Source organism: Clostridium thermobutyricum DSM 4928, assembly GCF_002050515.1.
Taxonomy (GTDB): Bacteria; Bacillota; Clostridia; order Clostridiales; family Clostridiaceae; genus Clostridium; species Clostridium thermobutyricum.
On record NZ_LTAY01000026.1, the window covers coordinates 16628 to 38607 of the forward strand.

Here is a 21980-nt window from a genome sequence, read left to right on the forward strand (position 1 = left end):
ACAAAAAATTAACAAGTGTGTAAAAGAAAAAATAGTGTGCTTAATAAATACACACTATATAGAGAGAAAAATAGTTAGGAAAACGGCTACATTTTACTAGAATTAAAGTATATTAAAAAAGAATTCATAATTTGGCATACAACTTGCTATATATAATAGTGTGATAACTGATAAAAGGGTTTTAAAATATAAAATAAAAATTACCAGAATATGAGGGGGATACTATTATGAAAAAAATATTATTATGTTGTTCAGCAGGAATGTCAACAAGTCTTTTAGTAACAAAAATGGAAGCAGCTGCAAGAGAGCAAGGAATTGAATGTCAAATAGCAGCATATTCAGAAGCAGATGTAAAAAATCATGAAGACGAAATGGATGTTTTATTATTAGGACCACAAGTTAGATTTTTATTTAACAAAATGAGAGAAAAATATGAGCCAGCTGGAATACCAGTAGATGTAATAAACACAGTTGATTATGGAACAATGAATGGAGCAAAAGTTTTAGCTCACGCATTAAAATTATTAGAAAAATAATAAAATTTATATTGCTTGATTGGGAGAGTGCATAGTATGGAGGAAGTTATATTGAATCTTATGGCTCATAGTGGTGAAGCCAAAAGTTATGCTATGGAAGCTATAAATGCTTCTAAAAATAATAGATTTGAAAAAGCAGATTACTTACTTCAAAAAGCTAATGAAGAGCTTGCCTATGCACAACTTTCACAATCAACTTTAATGCAAAATGAGAAAAATGACATCAGTCTTAAAATCTCATTATTATCAGTACAAGCGCAAGATCAATTAATGACAAGTATGTTTTTAATAGATGTTGCAAAAGAATTGATAAGTTTATATTTAAAGATAAATTGAAATTATGAACTCTAATGGTAGCATTAGAGTTCATTGACTATATTTTAAGGAGAGTAGAAGGCTATGAATTATGTAATAGGTGTAGATGGTGGAGGAACTAAAACAGAAGCAGTAGCATACAGCTTAGAAGGACAAGTTTTAGAGACAACACTAACAGGATTTGGAAACTTGGTAAATGGTAGAGAAGAGGCATTGAAAAATATTACAGATTCTATAGAGGGAATAGTTAATAAATTAGGTAAAGAAGGTTTAAAAGGTTTATATTTAGGAATTGCAGGTTCTGAAGTAGGAGATCATGCTGAAGCTATAAGAAATGAAATAAAAGAAAAAATAGGTTTTGACTCCCTAGTTATGAATGATGGTGATTTAGCCCTAAAAGCGTTATTAAAAGGTGAAGATGGTATTTTAGTTATTGCAGGTACTGGATCAATTGCTTTTGGAATTAATGGAGATAAAGAAAAAAGATGTGGAGGATGGGGACATCTTCTAGGTGATGAAGGTAGTGCTTATAAAATATCTATAGAAGCTTTTAAAAAGATGATAAGAGAAGAAGATTTTGGTTTAGAGAGAAGTGAACTTTCTAAAGACATATTAAAAGAATTAAACATAAAAGAAGTTTCAAATATAATAGATTTTATTTATTCTTCTACTAAAGACGAAATAGCACAAATGGCAGGACTTGTTTCAAAGCATGCTGAAAATGGTGATGAAGAGGCTAAAGCTATATTAGTTAATGAAGGTATAGAAATAGCTAAAGCAGCTGAAAGAGTATTCAAATATTTAGATTTCCAATCATGTAGTATTGGATTAGTTGGTGGAGTTTTAAGAAAATCAAAAATACTTAGAGAAGCTTTTGAAGAATATTTAAATAATAATATAAAAGTAAATTCATTTGTTGATGAAGAAGTTTCAGCTGCAAAGGGAGCTTACTATATTTATAAAAAAAATAATAAATAAAAGTTTTGTTTTTAAGAATGGAGGATACGTATAAATGAAAAGATTAGGAATTTCAATATATCCAAATCACTGTGATATGGATAAAATAGTAGAATATATTGATTTAGCAGCTAAATACGGATTTAGCAGAATATTTACTTGTCTTTTATCAGCTGAAGGAAAGTCAGTTGACCAAATAGTAAAAGAATTTAAAGTAATGTTAGATGCGGCTAATAAGCATGGAATGGAAGTTATAGCTGATTTAGATCCAACTGTATTCAATGGACTTGGAGCATCAATAACAGATCTTAAAATGTTTAAAGATATGGGATTAAGTGGAATCAGACTTGATATGGGATTTGCAGGTAATGAAGAGGCAATAATGACTTTCAATAAATATGGTTTAAAAATTGAGTTAAATGTAAGTAATGGAACAAAATATATTGATAATGTAATGTCATATCATCCAAATACAGAAAATCTTTATGGATGTCATAATTTCTATCCACATGTTTATACAGGACTTGGATATGATCATTTTATAAAATGTAGTAAACAATTTAAGGATTATGGAATAAAAGTAGCAGCATTTGTTAATTCACCAACTGCTGAAAATGGACCATGGCCTGTATCAGAAGGTTTATGTACTTTAGAAGAACATAGAAATTTACCTATAGATGTACAAGCTAAACATTTATTTGCAACTGGATTAGTTGATGATGTAATAATAGCAAATTGTTTTGCTAGTGAAGAAGAATTAAAAGCATTAAGTGAAGTTAATAGAGAAATGTTAGAACTTACAGTTGAATTAGTAGATAATCTTCCAGAAATTCAAAAGAAAATAATTTTAGAAGAATTCCACTTTAATAGAGGAGATTGTTCAGATTATGTTATAAGATCAACTCAATCAAGAGTTAAATATAAAGGAGAAAGTTTCCCACCAGCATATACTCCAGATATGGTAAAAGGTGATGTAATGATTGAATCAGATCTTTATACTAGATATGCAGGTGAATTACAACTTGCAAGAAAAGAAATGAAAAATAGTGGTAAAACAAATGTTGTTGCAAGAGTAGTTGAAGAAGAAAAGTTTTTAATAGACTTAATAGAACCATGGGGAAAATTTGGTTTTAAGTTAAAAAAATAGCCTATACTTAAAAGGCTATGGGCTTTGGACCATAGTCTTTTATTGTATAAATTTAATCAATAAGTTAACAGGAAAGAAGGCAAAGCTTATGAAAAAAGGGATAAAAATTGTTACTATTGGTGGAGGTTCAAGCTATACACCAGAATTAGTAGAAGGATTTATAAAAAGATATAATGAGCTTCCAGTAAGAGAACTTTGGTTAGTTGATATTGAAGAGGGAAAAGAAAAACTTGAAATAGTTGGAAACTTAGCAAAAAGAATGGTTAAAAAAGCTGGAATTCCAATGGAAGTTCATTTAACTTTAGACAGAAGAGAAGCTTTAAAAGATGCTGATTTTGTAACTACACAAATTAGAGTTGGGCTTTTAGATGCAAGAATTAAAGATGAAAGAATTCCATTAAGTCATGGGGTTATAGGTCAAGAAACAAATGGTGCAGGAGGAATGTTTAAAGCTTTTAGAACTATACCAGTTATATTAGATATTGATAAAGATATGGCTGAATTATGTCCAAATGCTTGGTTAATAAATTTCTCTAATCCAGCAGGAATGGTTACAGAAGCTTTACTTAAATATGGAATAAATAAAAAAGTTATAGGGCTTTGCAATGTTCCAATTGGTATGGAAAAAGCAGCTGCTAATATGTTAGGAGTTGATCATAGTAGAATAAGACTAGATTTCTTTGGTTTAAATCATATGGTATTTGGTAAAGAAATTTATCTAGATGGTAATAATGTAACTGATACAGTTATGGAAGCTATGGCTGATGGTAAACTAGGTTCAATAGTTAAAAATATAAAAGACTTTGAATGGGATAGAGATTTTATAAAAGCATTAGGAATGATGCCATGTCCATATCACAGATATTATTTCCAAACTTCAGAAATGTTAGAAGATGAATTAAAAGAATTCTCAAAAGGTGAAACAAGAGCTGAGGTAGTTAAGAGACTTGAAAAAGATTTATTTGAATTATACAAAGATGAAAGCTTAGATGTAAAACCACCACAATTAGAAAAAAGAGGTGGAGCTTATTATTCAGATGCTGCTTGTAGATTAATTTATTCAATTTATAATGATAAAGGTGATATTCAACCAGTTGATGTTAGAAATAATGGAGCTATTACAGGAATTGATAATGATTCAGCTGTAGAAATTTCATGTATTATAACTAAAGATGGACCTAAACCAATAGCAATGGGTAAAATTCCAGCTTCAGTTAACGGATTAATACAAACAATAAAATCTTTTGAAACACTTGTTGTTGAAGCAGCAGTAGAAGGAGATTATCATAAAGCTTTAATTGCTTTAGCACTTAATCCATTAATTCCATCAGAAAAAATGGCTAAAACTCTTTTAGATGAGTTATTAGAAGCTCACAAAGATTATTTACCACAATTTAAACATCATTTTGAATAATGAATATTTTTATTAAGAGTTATCTATTTTAATAGATAACTCTTTTTTTATAAAAATTGTAGAATATATTAATATTAAAAATATGATATAATGGTAAATGTTAAATTAAAAAACAGGAGGAATAAATGGGGAATTTATTAAGAGGGGATAAAAAATTTTATAGGAAAGTATTTATTATAGCTCTTCCTATAGTAATACAAAACTTTATAACATCTTCTTTAAATATTGTAGACACAATAATGATAGGAAGTTTAGGTGAAAAAGAAATAGCAGCTGTTGGTATTGGAAATCAATACTTTTTTTTAATGAACATAGTTATGATGGGACTCTTTAGTGGAATAGGAATTTTTATTTCACAATATTTTGGAAAAAATGATAAAGAGAGCATTAGAAAATTAGTTGGAATGGGATTATTTGCAAGTTTTATAGTAGGTGGATTATTTACTGTTTTTGCACTTGCAATTCCAAATGGAATAATAGGTTTATTTAATACTGATTCAAATGTTATAGCTATAGGAGCAGAATATTTATCAACAGTTTGTCTAAGTTATATTTTTACTGCAATAAGCTTTAATTTTGGAATAGCATCAAGATGTGTAGAAAAAACAACTGTACCTATGATTGCTAGTGCAATAGCTTTATGTATAAACACTGTTCTTAATTATGGTCTTATTTTTGGAAAATTTGGTTTTTCAGCAATGGGAGTAAGGGGTGCAGCTATAGCAACTCTTATTGCAAGAATAATTGAATGTATAATAATAATTGCATATTTATATTACACAAAAAATATAATTGCAGGCAGTTTTAAAGAGTTTAAGAGCTTTGAGTTTAGCTTTGTTAAAAAAGTTTGGATTACGGTAATGCCAGTTCTTTTAAATGAGGCATGTTGGGGATTTGGATCAATAATGTACAATATTATATATGGAAGAATAGGAACAAGTGCAATAGCAGCAGTTCAAATAGCAACAACTGTTACTAACTTATTTTTAGTGGTTATTTTTGGTATAGCTAGTGCATCATTAGTTATAGTTGGAAAAGAAGTAGGAAAAAATAAAGTAGAAAAAGCTATTGAATATGGTAAGAATTCTTTAAATCTAGGTTGTATAATAGGTATATTATTATCTATTCTTATAATTTTATTAGCTGGAAAAATAGTTGATATTTATAATATATCAAATGAGGTAAAAGAATGGACTAAAGCAATCCTTTATGTAACCTCTGTAGTTATGGTTGTAAGAGTTTATAACATTATAGCTATTGTAGGTGTTTTAAGAGGTGGAGGAGATGCAAAGGTATCATTTTATATAGAAGCATCTACAATGTGGTTTATTGGAGTTCCGGCGGCTTTAATTGGAGCATTTTTATTAGGACTTCCAGTATATATAGTTTATGCTTTATGTGGTTTAGAAGAGATAGTTAAAATGATATTATGTGTAAAGAGAATAAGAGGCCGAAAATGGATTAATAGCTTAGTAGAAGAAAAAATGGTAGAAGTAATTCAATCTTAATCTTTAGTGAAGGAATGATTAAATTGAGAGAAAAAATAAAAATACTAATAGCAGTTGTAATTATAGCTTTAATTTCTTTAGGAATAATAAGTTTTGTAGAAAAATCGCAGAAGCCAGATCTTTCAGGGAAACTTACTATATGGACTACAAATAGTAATTACAAATATATGGAGACAGTTGCAGAGAATTTTGAGGCCAAAAATAAACATGTAGTTATAGATATTAAAAATTTAGATAGTAAAGATTATTTTAATGAAGTAGTTAAAAGCTATAAAGAGGGGAAAGAACCAGATATAGCATTATTAAATGGAGAACAATTAAATAGTTTAATTCTAAAAGAAAATATTATACCTATGAGTATTGGAAATGTTATAAGCACTTATAATATGAACTTTAGTAATTCAAGAGTTCAATCAGTATATATAAATGGAAACTATTATGGAGTTCCATTTACAAGTACACCATTAGTTTTATATGTAAGAAATGATTTGCTTAATAAATATGGTTATAATAATACAGATATAAATACTTGGAGTGATGCAATTAGAATTGGAAAAGATATTTATAAGAAGAGTAATGGAAAAGTTAGACTTATAAATGCAGTTGGCCAAGACTATGTTGATTTAGTAGATTTAATTTTAATGGAAAATATGGGCTCAGGAAATGATGAGCAAGATATATTAAAAAATACAGAAGATATGCTAAATACTTTAAAGAAAGAAAATATAATAGCAACTGAACCAAATTCAGAATATGCAGCTAAGATTGGTTCTATAGTCCAAATGAAGGCTATAGCTGAAACTAAAGAGAAATGTACTTGGACTGCTAATAACCCTCCAGCACTAGTTGTAGGAGGAAATAAATTTTATGAAGCTGGAGGAGAAAACTTAGTTTCATTAAATAAAGAAAAAGAAAATTTAAGTGAAGCCTTCATATCTTTTGTGACTAATGATACTAAAACTTCACTAGAATATACTTTATCAGGTGATGTATTTTCAAGCTATTTATACACTTATAAAAATGTAGCAGTAGAAAATCAAATAAAAAATTTTAGTGGAAAAAGCCCACTCATAGTTATGAGTAACATAACTGAGAAGGCTTTTGAAATACAAAATTATAATGAATATTTAAAGTTAAGAAATGATATTATAAATAATCATAAATAGATTTATAAGCTTGTAAAGTTAATTTTGCAGTTTGCCTCCATGAAAATTGGAGGCTTTTTTCATATCCTTTTTTTATAAGAGAATTCTTTAAATTTTCATCTTCTAATACTTTGAATATAGCATTACTAAGTTCATCTTTGCTATTTGGATTAATTAGCAATGCTGAATCGCCTGTAACTTCAGGAATTGAAGTTACATTTGAAGTTATTACTGGTGTCATACAGCTCATTGCCTCTAATGGAGGAAGACCAAATCCTTCATAAAATGATGGATATACAAAAAGATCTGCTCCATTATATAAAATAGGTAATAAATCATTATCTACAAATCCACTAAAAATTATAGATGATAATTTATCTTTATTTTTTACATAATTAAATAATTCTTCACCTTCATCTTTTAAAGGACCAACAATAAGAAGTTTATATTCTTTTGAAAGATTATTTTCTATTTCTATAAAAGAGTCTATTAAAGCTCTAACATTTTTTCTACTGCTAAAACCTCCAATATAAAGAATATATGGAGTGTTAAAATTATATTTATCACAAATTTTTTTTCTACATAATTTTTTATCTAAAGGCTTATAAGCTGAATTAGTTGCAAGCGGAGTTACAAATATTTTATCTTCAGGATATCCTTTAAAAAATCTTAAAATATCTCTTTTAGAAAATTCGGATACAGTTAATATTCCTTTAGATTGTTCAATTATTCTTGGCATATCTTTTAAAAATCTATTTAAATATCCTGTTCCAACAGTTTCAGGCATGGTGTAAGGAATTAAATCATGAATAGTTACAATTGTATTTATATTTTGCTCGAAAGGAAAACCAATACCATTTTGAGGAATATGATATAAATCAATAGACCTATCATTTAAATTATTAGGAATATAAATGTTTTCAAAAAATCTACCATGTCTTCCTGAAGAGTATAAAAAATCAACCTTATCCTTTTTAAATTTTTCAGCGATTTCACCAGTCCAAATTAAAGTGAAATTATCATCTTTATTTATATTAATCATTTCTGAAATAACATTTTCCGTATATGTTCCAATACCTGTTCCGCTATGAAGATTAACACTTCTTGAATCAATAGCAATTTTCATTTTAACACCTCTTTCTATTCTTATAATATAAAGTATTAAAAATATATAAAAAGGTGAATAAAAAATCACCAAAGGTTAGTAAAAACATATAATGAAAAATAGAGAAAGGTTTTAGGGAGAGAAGTATGGAAAATACATTAATAAAAAAAAGTATAGAAAGTGAATATAACATAGAAGTTAAATCAATTGAAAAATTTAAGAGTACTTATAGGATAAATGGAAATGAGGGATATTGTTTAAAAATTATAAAATATGACTACCCTCATTTTTTATTTATTATAGAGGCAATGAATCATCTTTTTGAGAAGGGATTAAGAAGTGTTCTTCCACTTTTAAAAACTAAAAGTGATAAGAAGTATATAAGACTTGGAAATAAAAATGCATATTTAACAAAATGGATTAATGGAGAAGAGAGTAATTTTGATGTATTAAATCAATTAGATAGAATTGGGGAAGCTGTTGGAGAACTTCATGTTAAAAGTAGAAATTTTAGTATACCTCAATTTAGTAAGCCAAGGATAGGATGGATGTCTTGGATAAAAGTTTTTGAAACAAGAAAAAATGAAATATATGATTTTAAAAATAGAATATATCAAAAAGCTTATAAAAATGATTTTGATAAATTGTATTTAGAAAATTTTGATTCTGAAATAAAAAGATGTGATAGAGCGATAGAGGCACTAAAGAAAAGTAATTATTTAAATGTAATGGAAAAGCAAGTTATGAAGATGGGATTTTGTCATCATGATTTAGCCAATCATAATATTATTTTAGATAAAGAAAATAACATTAATTTTATAGATTTTGATTATTGTATTTTAGATAGCAATTTACATGATTTAGCTTCACTTATTTGGAGAGTAAATAAATTTTCTACTCCATCAGTAGAAAAGACAGATAAAATTTTAAAGGGATATACAAAGAAGGTTTCTGTAGATAAAGAAGAGGTTGAAATAATGAAAGCATTTTTAAGTTTCCCACAAGAATTTTGGCAAATTGGACTTCAAGTTTATTGGGAACAGCAACCTTGGGGAGAAGAGTTTATGATAAATAAATTAGAAAATTATTTAAAGATTATAGAAGGGAAAGTAAATATGATTGAATCAATTAAGATTTAAGGGGGAGAATATGAATGTAAATAAGGCATTAGAAGACTATCTTTTTTATAAAAATATTTATATAAGAAATGAGTATTTTAATTCTAATGAATTAAAAAGTGAAGATGAAATTTTAGCTCATGTAAATTTAATTGTGGAATTTCAAAAAATTCTTTATAGCTTTAATTCAAGCAAGGTTGGTGGAATTAATAGTTCAATAGGGAGAGATTTAGAAAAAATAAAAAATTCTTATATTGTTTTAAAAAATTTAGAGGATGATGAAATTTATAATATTATAAAAAATAGATTGAATAATTTACTAATAGATTTAAAAAAAATAGATATTAAAAGTTTAATAAAACGTAGCTCAATTAGAAAAGAAATATCTATAGGAAGATTAGATGAGAAAAATATTAGAATATTAGATGAAATAGAAATAGGGAAAATAAAAAAAATAAATTATAACTTAATAGAAGAGGATTTTATTAAATATATTGTTAGGATAAGAAAAAATGATGCTCATTTAAATTTGGAAAAGATAATAGGAGAATATACATTAAAGTCTAAGTTAGGAGAGGAAAGTTTTAATTATATAAATGTAATGGCTTTAGCTCCTTGGGAAAGCATAAGATATATAAATAAGTTTAAAAGCAAAATAAATAAAGAAGTTCTTAAGAATTTAATGATAAGTGATAAAGTAATTTAAAAGGAGAGTTTGATGAGCAGATATTTAGAAAAAGATTTTTTATGTAGTTATGACTTAAGTATTGGTTTTTTCAATAATATAGGAGTAAAGGTTAAAGATGTACAACCATTGAGAAAAGTATTTATTTTAAAAACAGAAGAGGGAGATAAAATACTTAAAAAAGTTGATTATGACCAAAATAAAATAAATTTTATAGAGAAATCATTAAAATATATAAATAAGACTTATCCAAATACAATGAGATTAAATAAATTTTCTAATGAAGAAAACTATATAAAATGGAAAGATGAATTTTATATAGTAATGGATAAAATTACAGGAATAGAAGCATCTTGTACAAATCCAATAGATTTAGAAATTTGTGCTAAGTCTATTGCTAAGCTTCATAAAGCATCTAAAGGACTAAAAAATAGCCTAGAAAAAGAAAATAGCATGGTAATAATGGGAGAAGACTTAGTTAAATCATATAGTGAAGCAAGAGAAGATTTATTAGAAATAAAGAAATTTGTTTGCAGTTATAAATATAAAAATGAATTTGATAGTTTATTTATTGAAAATGTAGATAGATATGTAAAAGAAATAGAAGAATGTGAAAGATTACTTTCAAAAAGTAATTATAATAATATGAAAGATGATGAAGATATTTTAGCTCTTTGTCATAATGATTTGGCTCATCATAATTTTTTAATAGAGAATGGAGAAGTAAATATTATAGATTTTGATTATTCAAGTATAAACTTAAGATGTGTAGATTTAAGTGATTTAATATTAAAATGGATAAAAAATAGTGCTTTTGATATAGATAAAGCAAAGTTTATAATTGATAGCTATGATGAAGTAAATCCTATAAGAAAAGATGAATTAGAACTTATAAAAATTTTATTAGCTTTCCCAAGAGATATATATTCAATAATAAGAGTTTATTATCATAAAGAAAAGAGTTGGGAATATGAAAGCTATTTAAATAAATTTAAAGTGAAATTAGAAAATGATATATATAGAAAAAGTTTTTTAAAAGAATATAATGAAAAAATATAAATAAGGAATATTTTATATTCCTTATTTATATTTTAAAGCGAGATTATATTATAAAATAGTGATTAACTTTCGTTTTATATTGAATTTATAAAAAATCTAAGTTACCATTTCTATATAGATAATATGGAGGTAACTCTAAATATGGAGAAGAAATTAGGTTTACGTGAAAGAAAAAAGATACAAACTCATAACGATATAATAAAAAATGCATGGGAATTATTTAATGAAAAAGGATTTGATAAAGTTAAAGTAGCAGAAATAGCAGATATGGCTAATATATCTGTAAAGACTTTATTTACATATTTTAATTCAAAGGAAGATATCGTTTTTGCAGGAGAAGATGAGCTAATTAATAAAATAATATATTCTTTTAAAAATAGAAAAGATAAAGAGAGTTTAATAGAAGTAGAAAAGAAGTTAATATTTAAATTAATTAAAGATGAAGAAGATATAGTTAAATTAGAGGAGAACTCATTAATAAAAATGATTTCTAACACACCAAGTATTAAATCACGTCTTTTACTTATGTGGAAAAATTACGAATATAAATTAGCTGATACTTTAAAAAAAGATACAAGGCTTAATTTATCAGATATGAAATCAAAAATAATAGCTATAAATTTAATTGCACCTTTTAGATTATTGTTTGATTTAATGATAGAAAAAGAAGAGAAGTTAAATAAAGAAAATATAGAGAATAAATTAAATGATTTATTTTGTATTATAGAAAAAGGAATAAGTGATATAAAATAAAAAGGAATATCTTTTGATATTCCTTTATTTTATCCTATTGTTTTTTTGTATGCGTTTAAAGTTTTTAAAGCAGTTTGTTCAAATGAAAATTTTCTACTAGTTTTTATAGAATTATTTACCATAGATAATTTTAATAAACTATCATTTAAAACTAAAAAAATTCTTTCAGCTAGTTCAGTTATATCTTCAGGATCTATTAAAATAGCAGTATTTTCACATATTTCAGGAATTGAAGTTCTATTTGATGCAATTACAGGAGTACCACAAGCCATAGCTTCTAAAGGTGGTAGCCCGAAACCTTCATAAAAAGAGGGATATACTAGCATTTCACAAGCATTATAAAAAATAGGAAGATCTTCTAAAGGAATAAAATCTGTAAATATAACATCATCTGAAATTTTCAAATCTCTAGCTCTTTTAAGATAGGAATCATAGGAAAGTCCTTTTTTTCCTGTTATAACTAATTTAGTTTTTTCTCTTGTTTCCGCAGGTAGTAAAGAATAGGCTTCAATTAAACCTTTTATATTTTTTCTAGGACTAAGCCCTCCAACATATAATATAAAATTGTTATCTATTTTATATTTTTCTTTTATTATTTTTTGACAGCTTGATTTGCCAAGGGGTCTATAAATATCTTCAGCTGCTAAGTGAGTTACAAATATCTTATCTTTAGGATAATTAAATTCTTTTGCAATATCTTCTTTTGAAAATTCAGATACAGTTATTATTCCATCACAGCTATCTATAATTTTAGGCATTTCCTCATTAAATATTTTCAGATATCTATCACTTACTGTATCTGGCATTTTAAGAGGAATTATATCATGAAGTGTGATAATTTTTTTACAGTATATATTTTCAGATAATCCAACACCATTTTGAGGAATATGATATAATTCCATACTTTTATCTGTGAGAATATTTGGAACTCTAACATTTTCCCAAAAATTTTCTGTTGTATTATCATCTACTTTTTTTAAGGTAAAATTATTATTTAGATTTTTTATATCTAAACCTTCAGGAGAAAATAATAAATATTCACTTAAAGTATCTATTTTATTTAAATTTGTTATTAACTGATAAGTATATGTTCCTATTCCAGTGCCTCTGTACCATTTAGCTGCACGTCCATCTATGCCAATTTTCATTTTGTTATCCCTTCCCAAATATTGCTAATATTATTATATTAAGTTATATTAAAAGTGTTAATAAATTTGACATAGTTAACATATAGATATAGAGGGGGTGATTACAATGATGAGAGAGTTTGAAATCGAAAGACAATTTAATATCAAAATTGAGTCAATAAAGGCTAATAAAGGTGTATATTATTTGAATACTAACAAAGGAGAAAGATGTTTAAAAAAGATAAATTACGGACCTCAAAAATTATTGTTTGTATGTGGTGCTAAAGAACACCTAATAAAGAATGGATTTGATAAGGTTGATAGATATTTTTTAAACATAGATGGATATCCTTATGCATTAGTAAATGAAGATTTATATACTTTATCAATGTGGTTAAAAGGAAGAGAGTGTGATTTTCACAAAATTGATGAAGTTAAATTAGCAGCAAGCACACTTGCAAAATTGCATATTGCATCTAAAGGATATGATCCACCAGAAAATTCAAAACTTAAAAGTGACTTAGGAAGATGGCCAGGCCTTATGAAAAAAAGACTAAAAGCCTTAGATAAAATGAAGGAAATGGCTAGAAAGAAAAACAATAAAAGTGAATTTGATCTTCTATATATAAAATCAGTTGAATTTTATAAAGAGTTAGCTAAAGAAGCAAGCAAGGTATTAATGACATCAGATTATGAAAGATTGTGTGAAATTGCAGAAAAGGAAAAGATTTTATGTCATCATGACTTCACATATCATAACATAATTATAGATGATAATGATGAAGTAAATATAATAGATTTTGATTATTGTAAAAGAGAGATAAGAGCTTTTGACATATCTAATTTTATGATTAAAGTACTTAAGCGAGTTGACTGGGATATACAATTTGCAAAAGAAATAATCGATTCATATAATGAAGTTAGTCCATTAGAAGATTCAGAATATAAAGTTCTTTTAGCATATCTTCAATTCCCACAAAGATATTGGAGACTAGCTAATAGATATTATTATAATGAAGTTACTTGGGGAGCTAATACTTTTGCTAAAAAAATTCAAGGTATTATAGATGAGCAAGAAAAATATTTAAATTTCTTAAAAGAATTCAAAAGTTTATACAATTTAGATTAAACATTAAAACCTTAAGTCTAACTTTTAGTTAGACTTAAGGTTTTTTTGTAACTATTTTTTTTTATATAGAATAAATTAATATAAAGCATTTTTTAAGAAGAGGATATTATGCGTATAGGAGATGTTGTTGTTAGAAAATCTTATAATAAAGATGTAACATTTAAAATTGTTGATATAAAAGAAGTAGATGGGAAAAAAGTTTATATATTAAAAGGAATAAATATAAGAATAGTAGCAGATGCTAAAGAGAGTGATCTAGAAACTGTTGGAGATAGTTTTAGTGGGGAAAAAGATAAAATTTTAAATAGTAGAGTAAATAAAGCTTTAAAAAATATAATGATATATAGAGATCTTAAAGAGAGAAAAGGGGATAAATCATCTAGTAAAGCAAAAAAAGCTCCTGCTCCTGAGAAGGATGAACTTTTTTTTGGGAGACCAGGAAAAATACTTCACATAGATGGAGATAGTGAATATTTAGATACATGTCTTAAGGTATATAAACAATTATCTTTAGAAGCTGTAGGAGAAGCAGTCCCAGAGAGCAAACAACCTGAAAGAGTAGTTGAGTTAGTAAAAAAAAATAATCCTGATATAGTTGTATTAACAGGGCATGATAGTGTTTTGAGAAATACAAATGATTATTTAAATTTAAATAATTATAGAAATACAAAATATTATATAGAATCAGTCAAAGCTCTTAGAGAGTATAATAACAACTATGATGAATTAATTATATTTGCAGGTGCATGTCAAAGTTGTTATGAATGTATTTTAGATGCAGGAGCTAATTTTGCATCTTCTCCAAGTAGAGTATTAATACATTGCTTAGATCCTGTGTTTGTTTGCGAAAAAATAGCTTACTCAAATATAGACGAAGTTATTCCTATAAAGGATATAATTGAAAATACAATAACAGGAAGTAAAGGAATAGGAGGGCTTCAAACTAGAGGAAAATATAGAAAAGGATATCCCAAATCACCTTATTTATAAAAAAGATACTTTTTATGTATAAAATTCTAAAAAAATAAGAAAATAATAATATATATTAAACAAATTTATTGACATTATGGTAAGTAAATGATAAAATAAAATATTTTGTTTGACTTATTTTCAAATTACTGGTATAATATAAAATATGAAAGAGGGTGTATATATGAATGGAATCAGAACAATCGCTTCAATTAAAAAAAGTATTGAAGGTCATATTGGTGAGAAAGTTACCCTAAAAGCGAACGGCGGAAGAAAAAAAATTCTAGTAAATGATGGAATTATAGAGAGTGTTTATCCTAGTATATTTGTTGTTAGATTAGAAGATGAAACACAAAGAACTGTAACTTATAGTTATTCAGATGTTTTAACTAGAACAGTTCAATTACATTTTCCAGGATAAAAATAAAACTTCGATTTATTCGAAGTTTTATTTTTTTTATAATTAATTATAAAAAAAAGAAAGATGGTGGGTTTCCATCTTTCAACTATGGTATAAAAGGGTATTGAGAATTTATGAGAGGTTATATGGTCAATAACCAATTACTATGTTACGACAAAAAATAAATCTTGTCAACATATTTGGAGAAAAAAATTTAAAATAAATAAAAAAAAATTAAAAGAAAAGTTTTTGTGTCGAAATTTGTATTACTAATATAGTAATTTTATTAGTAATATTCGTATATATATGTTAGTAGATACTTATGTAGGAGGGGTAAAATGTCAAGAATAGATGTTATAAAAGAAAATATTCAATTTGAACAGTTATTAAATGAGAGCAACACTACAGCAATGCTAAATGAAGAATACTTAATACCTGATACTCACCCAGATGTAGAAGAGATATTAATGGTAGATGCTAAACCTATAATTACTTCAAAAGATACTGCGGGAGATAAAGTAAACATAGAAGGAAAAGTAGATTATAATGTACTTTACCTTGCTAGAGAAGATGGACTTATAGTATGCTCAGTAAATTATTCACAAAAATTTTCTAATACATTAGATTTAGAGGATGGAGAACATAAAGTAATTTGTGAAATAGATTGCAAAATGGAACATATTGAAGCAAAAATTATAAATGAAAGAAAAGTAGCTATAAACGGAGTATTAAATATTAACTGGGAAAAATATAAAGAAAAAGAAATAGAACTTATAAAAGATGTAGAATCAGAAGATGAAGTAGAAATGCTTAAGAAAACTGAAACTGTAAATAAAACTAAGCTTGATGACTTAGAAGAAATAGTTGGTAAATCTGTAATAAGAGTAAGCATGGATAAACCTCAAATAGCAAAAATATTAAAATCAGATATATCTCTTCAAAAGAAAGAAATAAAAATTGGAGATGAAAAAGTATATTGTGGATGTTACTGTAAAATAAACATACTTTACTTAGGAAATGAAAGTAAAGAAATATACCGCTTAACTGATAATGTATATATTTCAAAAGAGATTGCTGCACCAGATGTAAATCCTGATATGAATATAAGCTCAAAAATGGAGTTAATGAATAAGGATGTAAATGTAGAAGAAGATGATTTAGGTGAAGTAAGAATATTAAATGTTGAATTTAAAGTTGCTTGTGCAATAAAAATTTTATCAAGAGAAAGTTTAGAAGTTATAACAGATGCTTATTCACCTAAATTCCCAGTTGAAATCAAAAAAGAAAATTGTGAAATGGGAATGATCCATGGTATATATAACAATGATATTCTTGTAAAAGATAATATTTATATAAAAGAAGAGGATGCTAGACCAGAGAGTATCATAGCATGGTCAGGAAATATTATAATTACAGATAAAGCAGTTGAAGATGATAGATTAACTGTTGAAGGATATATAAAACTAAGTGTTGTTTATAAAACAGGAGATGCAGATAAATATTTAGCTAGAGTTGACGGAGATATTCCATTTACTGCAGCTATAGAAACACTAGGTTCAAAGCAAAATATGCAAGGTATTGTAAATGCATGTATAGAAGATTTAGATTTAAGCATAGAAGCTAATACTATAGCAGTTAAAGCTAATGTTCAAATTAATGCAAAAGTTTTATTTGCTGTTAATAAAGAAATTGTAAGTGATATAAAAGAATCAGAGGAAGAAGAACAGCAACCTAAAAAAGCTAGTATAACTATTTATGTTATAGGAAAAGGAGATACTCTTTGGAATTTAGCTAAAAAATATAAAACAACAATTGAAAAAATAAAAGAAATGAATGAATTAGAAGATGAAAATTTATTAATTCCAGGTGAAAAACTTCTAATTCCAGGTAGAATAAGTTAATAAATTTTGCTTTTAAGTCTCACTAAATTTTTAGTGGGACTTTTTTTGTATAAATATCAAAAAACTAGGAGATAATAATAAACGCGTAAAGCGAGGTGAGCGATAATGGATAAAATACCAAATAATAAATTGATAATAATTGGTGGGGCTGAAGATAAAAAAGGAAATAAAACAATTCTTAAGGAAATCTGTAATGAAATTGATAATGAAAAAGATTTATTAGTAGTAATGACAGTAGCATCAGAAGTTCCTTTATTAATTGGAGAAGACTATCTAAAGGTATTTAAATCATTAGGGGTAAAAAATATAAAAATATTAAATATTAATAGCAGAGAAGAAGCTAATTTAAAAGAAAATATAGAGTTTGTAAAAAAATCAAAACTCATCTTCTTTACAGGTGGAGATCAATTAAGGATTACTAGTATTTTAGGTGGGACAGAAATAAGTGATGAAATTTTAAGTAGTAAAGATAAAATTTTTGTAGGAACTTCAGCAGGAGCATCTGTAATGAGTGGGACTATGATAATTGATGGAGAAGATGAAGAATCTCCAAAGAAAAGTATAGTAAATATGTCTCCAGGATTGGGATTTTTAAATAATGTAGTTATAGATCAACATTTTGCACAACGAGGTAGAATAGGAAGGCTTCTTACAGCTGTTGCAGAACATCCAGGAATATTAGGTATAGGAATTGATGAAAATACTGCTATTGTAGTTACAGGTAACTTAATAAAAGTTATTGGTAATGGTAGTGTATATGTAATAGATGGAGATGGAATAAATTACACTAATATATCAGCACAAGATATGGATAAAGTATTAAGTATATTTAATGTTAAATTACATGTGCTAATAAGTGGAAATAGCTTTGATCTTAAGAGTAAGATACCTTTTGAGGAGGAAGAAATAGGTAATGAAAATAATAAGCAAAAGAGTATATAGAGGGAAAAATATTTACTCAAGAAAAAAATGTATAAGACTTGATTTAGACCTAGAAGGATATGCTGAAATTCCAAGTAAAGATATTGAAGGATTTAACGAAAAAATTGTTGAATATGTACCTGAGCTTAAAGAACATAGGTGTGGTATAGATGTAGAGGGTGGATTTTTAATAAGATTAAAAGAAGGAACATATCTTTCACATATCTGTGAGCACATAATAATTGGATTACAAAATAGATTAGGAATAGAAATATCTTATGGTAAAGCAAGAGAAGTAAAAGGTGAGCATTATTATATAATATTTCAATATTGGTATGAAAGAACAGCTTTAGAGATATCAAATTTAGCAATTGACATTATAAATGGAATAATAAAAGGTCAAGAAGTTGATGTTGAAAAAAGAATTGAAATAATAAAAGAAATAAAAAATAACGAAGAAGTTGGCCCAAGTACTAAAGCTATTATTGATTCAGCTGTTAAAAAAGGATTACCAGTATTTGAAATAGATAATTCAGGATATTATCAAATAGGTTATGGAAAACAAAGAAGAATAATATGTTCAACTATAAGTAATTTTACAAGTTGCTTAAGTTCAGATATTGCTTGTGATAAATTTCTTACTAAACAAATATTAGATATACAAAACATACCAGTAGGTAAGATAAGTAAAGTTAGAAATGTTATTGAATTACTAAAAGAAGGCGAAGTTATAGGATATCCATTAGTACTAAAACCACAATATGGGAATAAAGGGAATGGAGTTATTCTAAATATAAAAAATGAAAAAGAACTTTTAAAAGCTTATAAGGAAGTTTCTAAAATTTCTGATGAAATAATAATTGAAAAATATATTGTAGGAAATGATTATCGTGTATGCATAGTAAATAACAAAGTAGTAGCAGTATCTTTAAGAAGACCACCGAGAATAGTTGGAAATGGAAAAGATACAATATTGCAACTAATAGAAAAAGTTAATGAAGATCCTTTAAGAGGAGAAGACCATGAAAAACCATTAACAAAAATAAAAATAGATAATGAAGTTTTAAGTAAAATAAAAGAAGCAGGATATTCAAAAGAAGATATTTTAGAAAATGGAAAAGAGATAATTCTTAGAAGAAATGCTAATATATCAACTGGAGGAACAGCAGAGGACGTTACAGATAAAATATGTGATGAAAATAAAGAACTATTAGTAAGAGCTGCTAAAGCTATAGGATTAGATATCTGTGGAATAGATGTTTGTACAGATGATATAAGTTTACCTTTAAAAGGAAGAGGAATAATAGTAGAAGTAAATGCTGCACCTGGAATAAGAATGCACCATCATCCATCTTATGGAGAAGTAAAAGATGTTGGACAGGAGATAGTAAATTATTTATATAAAGGAAATCCTAAAAATATTCCTTTAGTAGCCATAACAGGAACTAACGGAAAAACTACAACAACTAGAATGATATCACATGTTCTAAAAATGATGGGAAATGTGGTTGGTATGACTTCAACTGAAGGTATCTTTATAGATGATAAATGTATTGATTTAGGTGATGATACAGGATATGAAAGTGCTAAAAGCATTCTTATGAATAATGATGTTGATGTAGCTGTTTTAGAGACTGCTAGAGGCGGAATGATAAGAAAAGGATTAGCATATGATTTAGCTGATGTTGGAGTTTTAACTAATATAACAGAAGATCACTTAGGTTTAGATGAGATTTATACAATGGAAGATCTAGCGTTTGTAAAATCTCTTGTATTAGAAGAAGTAAAAGAAGATGGTTATTCTGTAATTAATATTGATGACCCTTGGAGTGTAAAAATATTAGATAGAGTTAAAGGTAATACGATTTATTTTACAAAAAATAAAGAAAATGAACTATTAAAAGAGAAGATATTAACTGGTGGAATAGGGGTATTTATAGATAATGATTATATAAGTGTTGTAAATAACAATAGAAAATATGATGTTATAAAAGTATCAGATGTTCCAATAACTTTAGATGGAAAGATAGAATTTAATATTGAAAATTCCTTAGCGGCTTGTGCTGCTTTAGTTGGAATGGGAATAGATTATTGTATGATTTCAAGAGGCTTTAAAACTTTTGCGTTAGATAGCAAATGTAATGCTGGAAGATTTAATATGTATGATGTCTTTGGTAGAACTGTAATTCTTGATTATGGACATAATGGAGAAGGCTATAAAGGAGTATTTGCTGCAATAGATAAGTTAGAAAAAAATAGAGTTATTGGAGTAGTTGGAATAGCTGGAGATAGAAGTGATGAAATGGCTGCTGAAATAGGTAGATTATGTAGTGACTTCTTAGATATGATAATAGTAAAAGAAGATTATGATAGAAGAGGAAGAGCTCCAGGAGAAATGGCAAGTTTAATATTTAGAAATATTAAAAATAGCCAAAAAGAACTTTTTATTGATGAAAGAGACGCTATGAAGAGAGCTTTAGAAATAAGTGAAGAGGGAGATTTAATAATAGTTTTCTATGAGGATAGAGAAAAAGTCTTAAGTGTAATTGAAAAATGTAAAAATGATAATTTAGTTGAAAATAATGTTAAAAATAATTTGCAATAAGAAGTTAAAATTTGATCATTTTTCAATAATTAATTAAATAAAGTAATTTAGAAATAAATTAGAACAAAAATAAAATTTAAAATAATTAAATTATTTATTTAATATTTTAAGGAGAAAATTATTTATTGTATTTTAAAAATAGTAGAAATTTGTGATAAGAACTAAAGTAATAGATATAAAATAATTTACTTTAGTTCTTATTTTTTTATAAAAATATAAATTTTTATATTAAATAAACAAAAACACTATATGCATTGCTTATTTTTAATCATTAAATAGACACATAGTTTTTCCTATGTTAAAATTATGATTAATATTTATTAAGAGAAGGGGAATCGTATGAAGATAAAGGCACATGCCAAAATTAATATTTCACTTGATATAGTGGGAAAAAAAGAAAATGGATATCATTTATTAAAAATGATAATGCAAGCTATTGATTTATATGATGAAATCATAATTGATAAATGTAAAAGTGGAATAAATATAAATTGTAATAAGCCTTATGTTCCGAATGATGAGAGAAATTTAGCTTATAAAGCAGCAAAGCTTTTTATGGAAAATTATAATATTAACTCAGGGGTTAACATAACAATTAAAAAGAATATTCCAGTATGTGCAGGACTTGCAGGTGGAAGTACTGATGGTGCAGCTGTATTAAAGATAATGAATAAATTATTTAATATAAATGCTAGTGAAGAAAAATTAATGGAACTTGGTTTAAAATTGGGAGCAGATGTACCTTATTGTATAAAAGGGGGAACAGCTCTTTGTGAAGGAATCGGAGAAGAAGTTACTGAACTAAAGGGCTTTAAAAATAAAATAGTAGTTTTAGTAAAGCCAGCTTTTGGTGTTTCAACTAAAGCAGTATATGAAGAGTTTGATTTAGATAGAGTAATATTTCATCCAAACACAGAAGATATCCTAGATGCAATGGATAAAGATGATTTAAAATTTGTATCTAAAAACATGAAAAACTTACTTGAAAATGTAACTTTAAGAAAACATAAAGAAATTATTCAAATAAAAGATTCAATGATTAAAATGGGGGCTTTAGGTTCAATGATGAGTGGAAGTGGCCCAACAGTTTTTGCGTTTTTTGATGATATGTTAAAAGCTCAATATTGTTACGACAATATGAAAAAAAGATATAAAGATGTATTTTTGACTAGAACAATTTAAAAAT

20 protein-coding genes are annotated in these 21980 nt (G+C 26.4%); 18 read left to right on the top strand and 2 right to left on the bottom strand.

Annotated elements, in window-relative coordinates; translation table 11 throughout:
• Positions 1-227 precede the first annotated feature (227 nt).
• From CLTHE_RS03820 to CLTHE_RS03850, 7 genes are all read left to right on the top strand, one after another.
• Positions 228-536, top strand: a complete 309-nt coding sequence (locus CLTHE_RS03820) for a PTS sugar transporter subunit IIB (RefSeq protein ID WP_002598709.1) — start codon at positions 228-230, stop codon at positions 534-536.
• Between the two features lie 36 nt (positions 537-572).
• Complete coding sequence (locus tag CLTHE_RS03825) at positions 573-872, top strand: PTS sugar transporter subunit IIA (protein ID WP_080022068.1); 300 nt, start codon at positions 573-575, stop codon at positions 870-872.
• Positions 873-935: 63 nt separating this feature from the next.
• Positions 936-1829 (top strand): N-acetylglucosamine kinase, encoded by an 894-nt coding sequence (locus tag CLTHE_RS03830; protein WP_080022069.1) that lies wholly within the window; start codon positions 936-938, stop codon positions 1827-1829.
• A gap of 34 nt (positions 1830-1863) precedes the next feature.
• On the top strand, positions 1864-2955 hold the full coding sequence (locus CLTHE_RS03835) for a DUF871 domain-containing protein (RefSeq protein ID WP_080022070.1): 1092 nt from the start codon (positions 1864-1866) through the stop codon (positions 2953-2955).
• An 88-nt stretch (positions 2956-3043) separates the two neighbouring features.
• On the top strand, positions 3044-4369 hold the full coding sequence (locus CLTHE_RS03840) for a 6-phospho-beta-glucosidase (protein ID WP_080022071.1): 1326 nt from the start codon (positions 3044-3046) through the stop codon (positions 4367-4369).
• 125 nt (positions 4370-4494) lie between these two features.
• Positions 4495-5877, top strand: a complete 1383-nt coding sequence (locus CLTHE_RS03845) for an MATE family efflux transporter (RefSeq protein WP_080022072.1) — start codon at positions 4495-4497, stop codon at positions 5875-5877.
• Between the two features lie 14 nt (positions 5878-5891).
• Positions 5892-7043 (top strand): ABC transporter substrate-binding protein, encoded by a 1152-nt coding sequence (locus CLTHE_RS03850; RefSeq protein WP_080022073.1) that lies wholly within the window; start codon positions 5892-5894, stop codon positions 7041-7043.
• Here CLTHE_RS03850 and CLTHE_RS03855 read toward each other — a convergent pair.
• Positions 7024-8148: a glycosyltransferase family 4 protein gene (locus tag CLTHE_RS03855; RefSeq protein WP_080022074.1), complete on the bottom strand. Its 1125-nt coding sequence runs from the start codon at positions 8146-8148 to the stop codon at positions 7024-7026. The two genes, CLTHE_RS03850 and CLTHE_RS03855, sit on opposite strands and share 20 nt — an antisense overlap.
• A gap of 125 nt (positions 8149-8273) precedes the next feature.
• Between CLTHE_RS03855 and CLTHE_RS03860 the strand changes: the two genes are divergently transcribed.
• The 4 genes from CLTHE_RS03860 to CLTHE_RS03875 all read left to right on the top strand — a co-directional run bounded on the left by CLTHE_RS03860 (position 8274) and on the right by CLTHE_RS03875 (position 11742).
• Positions 8274-9266, top strand: coding sequence for a CotS family spore coat protein (locus CLTHE_RS03860; RefSeq protein ID WP_080022075.1), 993 nt, complete (start codon positions 8274-8276; stop codon positions 9264-9266).
• A gap of 10 nt (positions 9267-9276) precedes the next feature.
• Positions 9277-9951 (top strand): hypothetical protein, encoded by a 675-nt coding sequence (locus CLTHE_RS03865; protein ID WP_080022076.1) that lies wholly within the window; start codon positions 9277-9279, stop codon positions 9949-9951.
• A gap of 12 nt (positions 9952-9963) precedes the next feature.
• Positions 9964-10989, top strand: coding sequence for a CotS family spore coat protein (locus CLTHE_RS03870; protein WP_080022077.1), 1026 nt, complete (start codon positions 9964-9966; stop codon positions 10987-10989).
• Between the two features lie 141 nt (positions 10990-11130).
• On the top strand, positions 11131-11742 hold the full coding sequence (locus CLTHE_RS03875) for a TetR/AcrR family transcriptional regulator (RefSeq protein WP_158082654.1): 612 nt from the start codon (positions 11131-11133) through the stop codon (positions 11740-11742).
• Positions 11743-11771: 29 nt separating this feature from the next.
• Here CLTHE_RS03875 and CLTHE_RS03880 read toward each other — a convergent pair whose 3' ends face one another.
• Positions 11772-12890 (bottom strand): glycosyltransferase family 4 protein, encoded by a 1119-nt coding sequence (locus CLTHE_RS03880; protein ID WP_080022079.1) that lies wholly within the window; start codon positions 12888-12890, stop codon positions 11772-11774.
• 106 nt (positions 12891-12996) lie between these two features.
• On the opposite strand from CLTHE_RS03880, the gene CLTHE_RS03885 reads away from it, so the two are divergent.
• The 7 genes from CLTHE_RS03885 to ispE all read left to right on the top strand — a co-directional run bounded on the left by CLTHE_RS03885 (position 12997) and on the right by ispE (position 21976).
• Entirely contained in the window at positions 12997-13998 is a 1002-nt protein-coding gene (locus CLTHE_RS03885) for a CotS family spore coat protein (RefSeq protein ID WP_080022080.1), read from the top strand.
• Between the two features lie 108 nt (positions 13999-14106).
• The gene (yabG, locus tag CLTHE_RS03890) at positions 14107-14988 is read left to right on the top strand and encodes a sporulation peptidase YabG (protein WP_080022081.1); all 882 of its coding nucleotides are present in this window, start codon (positions 14107-14109) and stop codon (positions 14986-14988) included.
• Between the two features lie 163 nt (positions 14989-15151).
• Entirely contained in the window at positions 15152-15388 is a 237-nt protein-coding gene (locus tag CLTHE_RS03895; RefSeq protein WP_002598694.1) for a Veg family protein, read from the top strand.
• 317 nt (positions 15389-15705) lie between these two features.
• Positions 15706-17268 carry a DUF3794 and LysM peptidoglycan-binding domain-containing protein gene (locus CLTHE_RS03900; protein WP_080022082.1) on the top strand — a complete coding sequence of 521 codons (1563 nt, stop codon included), beginning with the start codon at positions 15706-15708 and terminating at the stop codon, positions 17266-17268.
• A gap of 105 nt (positions 17269-17373) precedes the next feature.
• Entirely contained in the window at positions 17374-18210 is an 837-nt protein-coding gene (locus tag CLTHE_RS03905) for a cyanophycinase (protein WP_080022083.1), read from the top strand.
• On the top strand, positions 18182-20794 hold the full coding sequence (gene cphA / locus CLTHE_RS03910; protein ID WP_080022084.1) for a cyanophycin synthetase: 2613 nt from the start codon (positions 18182-18184) through the stop codon (positions 20792-20794). The genes CLTHE_RS03905 and cphA overlap by 29 nt, the downstream gene beginning before the upstream one ends.
• 339 nt (positions 20795-21133) lie before the next feature.
• Entirely contained in the window at positions 21134-21976 is an 843-nt protein-coding gene (gene ispE / locus CLTHE_RS03915; RefSeq protein ID WP_080022085.1) for a 4-(cytidine 5'-diphospho)-2-C-methyl-D-erythritol kinase, read from the top strand.
• The last annotated feature ends 4 nt before the right edge of the window (positions 21977-21980 follow it).

Bases quoted from the DNA above. Each gene is read 5' to 3' on its own strand.
- CLTHE_RS03820 (WP_002598709.1), top strand. From the start codon at position 228: ATGAAAAAAATATTATTATGTTGTTCAGCAGGAATGTCAACAAGTCTT.
- CLTHE_RS03825 (WP_080022068.1), top strand. From the start codon at position 573: ATGGAGGAAGTTATATTGAATCTTATGGCTCATAGTGGTGAAGCCAAA.
- CLTHE_RS03830 (WP_080022069.1), top strand. From the start codon at position 936: ATGAATTATGTAATAGGTGTAGATGGTGGAGGAACTAAAACAGAAGCA.
- CLTHE_RS03835 (WP_080022070.1), top strand. From the start codon at position 1,864: ATGAAAAGATTAGGAATTTCAATATATCCAAATCACTGTGATATGGAT.
- CLTHE_RS03840 (WP_080022071.1), top strand. From the start codon at position 3,044: ATGAAAAAAGGGATAAAAATTGTTACTATTGGTGGAGGTTCAAGCTAT.
- CLTHE_RS03845 (WP_080022072.1), top strand. From the start codon at position 4,495: ATGGGGAATTTATTAAGAGGGGATAAAAAATTTTATAGGAAAGTATTT.
- CLTHE_RS03850 (WP_080022073.1), top strand. From the start codon at position 5,892: ATGATTAAATTGAGAGAAAAAATAAAAATACTAATAGCAGTTGTAATT.
- CLTHE_RS03855 (WP_080022074.1), bottom strand. From the start codon at position 8,148: ATGAAAATTGCTATTGATTCAAGAAGTGTTAATCTTCATAGCGGAACA.
- CLTHE_RS03860 (WP_080022075.1), top strand. From the start codon at position 8,274: ATGGAAAATACATTAATAAAAAAAAGTATAGAAAGTGAATATAACATA.
- CLTHE_RS03865 (WP_080022076.1), top strand. From the start codon at position 9,277: ATGAATGTAAATAAGGCATTAGAAGACTATCTTTTTTATAAAAATATT.
- CLTHE_RS03870 (WP_080022077.1), top strand. From the start codon at position 9,964: ATGAGCAGATATTTAGAAAAAGATTTTTTATGTAGTTATGACTTAAGT.
- CLTHE_RS03875 (WP_158082654.1), top strand. From the start codon at position 11,131: ATGGAGAAGAAATTAGGTTTACGTGAAAGAAAAAAGATACAAACTCAT.
- CLTHE_RS03880 (WP_080022079.1), bottom strand. From the start codon at position 12,890: ATGAAAATTGGCATAGATGGACGTGCAGCTAAATGGTACAGAGGCACT.
- CLTHE_RS03885 (WP_080022080.1), top strand. From the start codon at position 12,997: ATGATGAGAGAGTTTGAAATCGAAAGACAATTTAATATCAAAATTGAG.
- yabG (WP_080022081.1), top strand. From the start codon at position 14,107: ATGCGTATAGGAGATGTTGTTGTTAGAAAATCTTATAATAAAGATGTA.
- CLTHE_RS03895 (WP_002598694.1), top strand. From the start codon at position 15,152: ATGAATGGAATCAGAACAATCGCTTCAATTAAAAAAAGTATTGAAGGT.
- CLTHE_RS03900 (WP_080022082.1), top strand. From the start codon at position 15,706: ATGTCAAGAATAGATGTTATAAAAGAAAATATTCAATTTGAACAGTTA.
- CLTHE_RS03905 (WP_080022083.1), top strand. From the start codon at position 17,374: ATGGATAAAATACCAAATAATAAATTGATAATAATTGGTGGGGCTGAA.
- cphA (WP_080022084.1), top strand. From the start codon at position 18,182: ATGAAAATAATAAGCAAAAGAGTATATAGAGGGAAAAATATTTACTCA.
- ispE (WP_080022085.1), top strand. From the start codon at position 21,134: ATGAAGATAAAGGCACATGCCAAAATTAATATTTCACTTGATATAGTG.